General features: G+C 52.6%; 3 protein-coding genes. 1 reads left to right on the top strand and 2 read right to left on the bottom strand.

The features are described 5' to 3' along the window. Positions 1 to 379 precede the first annotated feature (379 nt). On the top strand, positions 380 to 736 hold the full coding sequence (locus tag NPX02_RS20890; protein ID WP_260295996.1) for a VanZ family protein: 357 nt from the start codon (positions 380 to 382) through the stop codon (positions 734 to 736). Between the two features lie 189 nt (positions 737 to 925). On the opposite strand, the gene NPX02_RS20885 is transcribed toward NPX02_RS20890, so the two are convergent. Continuing rightward, complete coding sequence (locus NPX02_RS20885; protein ID WP_260295995.1) at positions 926 to 1621, bottom strand: transposase; 696 nt, start codon at positions 1619 to 1621, stop codon at positions 926 to 928. Between the two features lie 125 nt (positions 1622 to 1746). Further along, a partial coding sequence (locus tag NPX02_RS20880) for a LysM peptidoglycan-binding domain-containing protein (protein WP_260295994.1) occupies positions 1747 to 2591 on the bottom strand: 845 nt, incomplete at its 5' end.

The following is a 2591-nucleotide window of genomic DNA, read 5'->3' as shown; positions in this document are numbered from 1 at the left end:
TAACATTTGAGCATGCAAGCCAGCGGACTGACGTAAGCCATCTGATAGTGGAAGGCATTGCGGCATAAATACCTGAAAGCCGTAGGTTGGGTTGAGGAACGAACCCCAACATCATCACGCATATACATCATATCCCGTTGCGAGCCAAGTAGGGTGGGCACGCTTTTTGTGCCCACGCGGACGTAATCAAATCAAACAAATGGACAAACAACACTGAGCAGTTGGGCATGTGATACGAGGTTTGCGAACTATTTCGGCGAATGACGATGGGTTACGTCGTACCGACTCCACCCATCCTTGCTACCTTGCACATGGATCAAATGAAAGGCGACAAACTTCGACCTTGAATTAACATTGAGAATACACCCGAGCCGATCTGATGACCAAACTGCTGCCCCTGATAAAGACCAACTGGATTTTCCTTACCCTCTTCACCCTTGCCGCCATAACGGCCCTGTCCCTCTGGCCGCTGAAGGATCTTCCTCCGATTCCGGGAACGGACAAAACCCATCACCTGATCGCCTACGCAGCGCTCATGATTCCCGTGGCGTTGCGTAAGCCAGACCGGTGGATAGCGCTCGGCCTGTTGTTTATTGCCTACAGTGGGGTAATCGAACTGTTGCAACCCTATGTGAACCGGTATGGGGAGTGGCTGGATCTGGCGGCCAATATCACGGGTGTGATTTGTGGATTTATTGTTGCGGAGTTGATTGGTAGGCTTGTTCCAGAGCCGTAGGTTGATAAATCGGCATGGCGCGGTACCGTGAGCAGAATGGATGAGTGGGATACGATATATCCCATCAACTATGGTGGCTCAGAACTAAAGGTGACGGAGGGAATAAACTTTATAGAACTAAAGGTGACGGAGGGAATAAACTTTATACCGAACTAAAGGTGACGGAGGGAATAAACTTTATACACCTCCCTACTCTATCAACCTTTCTGATCTTGGCCTGCCTCTTTTCGCCTGACCCAACTTAATACCATATTTCGATTCAATCTGTAACCTGAAACGATCATCTCCCAAAGGGAGGCAATAATGGACAGATTCTCTCACTTCATTTAGGTCAAATTCACTCAGCTCAGCTTGAAACAAAGCCTTATAGGCATGCAATCGATCCTCCCTCTCCTTTGCTAGTGCAAGATACTCTTCATGAGGAGTGACCCAACCTGGATCTCCCCAAGCATTCGCTCCATAGCTTGACCATTTGTACTCTTCTGGTCGATTGACCATTCCAGCCCTTACTGGATTCAACTCGATATATCGGTAGCAAGTAAGTAAATATCGATTCTGCTGCACCAGACTCGATTTGTGCCTCCCTTCCCACATAGTACCCGAGCGCCCATACTTCTTATTAAAATAGTAGGCATAACGGCTGCCAACTACTTTCAATGTATTGGATAGTGAATCTGGCGTAATAGGCGTGGCTAGAAAATGGATGTGATTCGTCATTAGACAAAAAGCATGGACTTGTACCCCATATCGCTCACTCATCTGCTGCCACAAATCCAAATAGAATTGATAGTTTTCCGGCTCAACAAAACAGGCTTCCCTATTATTGCCTCTTTGGACAATATGGTACGGCAGCCCAGGTATGTACATCCGTGCTCTTCTTGGCATTGCATATCCTTATGACAATGTTATGTTTTGAATTACTGATGCTACCAGACTAACAAAGATTGCTACAGCGGTACGGCGGCTTCTGGTTTACAACTGTATATAATTTATTCCCTCCGTCACCTTTTTCAAATGCCCTGGGCAGCCCCGGACAGGGCCCCGCTGATGGCACCCGCGGCCACCGATTTCCAGCTGAACTCGTCCTGATAGCCCAGGGCGATGAACAGGCCCTGCTGGACGATGGATGCAGCAGCCCCAACGATCGCCCCGGCAGCGGCATAGGCCAAACCCTTTGCACCGAGTGTGGCTGCAGCAGCCCCTGCTTCGCCGCCTAAGAACGCTGTAGCCAACCCTTGAGTTGCTATGACCACCACGATGGCGATCACCACAACGATGAGGATGGACAATAACCCGCCACAGCCCCCGCTATCCTGCGGATCGGATTTCAGGTTCGGCAGGGTGGAGCCGATGATCTCGCCTTCGTCGTAGACCACGTGGGTGTCGGCGGTCAGTCTGCCGGACTGGACGCTGTGGGGGATCTGCAGCCGCTGGCCTTCGCTCAGGGCGCTGTCCGGGTCGAGGCCGTTGGCTTCGGCGATCAGGTACCAGAGGCTGGGGTTGCCGTAGACGGCGCCGGCGATCGCCTGCAGGCTGTCGCCGGCCTGGACGGTGTAGAAGGTGACGGCGCTGGCCGGGTAGTCTTCGCCGTAGGGCTGCATCAGGTTGTAGCGCCCGGTGTCGAGCAGGGTCTGGCTGCCATTGATGTCGTCTTCGGTGTTGCCGGTCTGGCCGCTGGGGTGGCCGTTGGCGTAGGCGTATTCGGTGTGGGTGATCTGGCTGCCTTCACCGGTGTCATGGAAGCGGTAGAGGATCTGGCCGTCGTTGTTGTAGACGAAGCGCAGGATCTCGGCGCGGTCCTGCGCGTCCCCTTGGCCCTTGTTGGATTGGGTCAGCTGGTCGTTGACGTTGTAGG

It is taken from the genome of Sedimenticola hydrogenitrophicus (assembly GCF_025175675.1).
Lineage (GTDB): Bacteria > Pseudomonadota > Gammaproteobacteria > Chromatiales > Chromatiaceae > Sedimenticola > Sedimenticola hydrogenitrophicus.
Note: the sequence above shows the minus strand (reverse complement) of the source record. Positions and strands in the feature narration are given on the sequence as shown.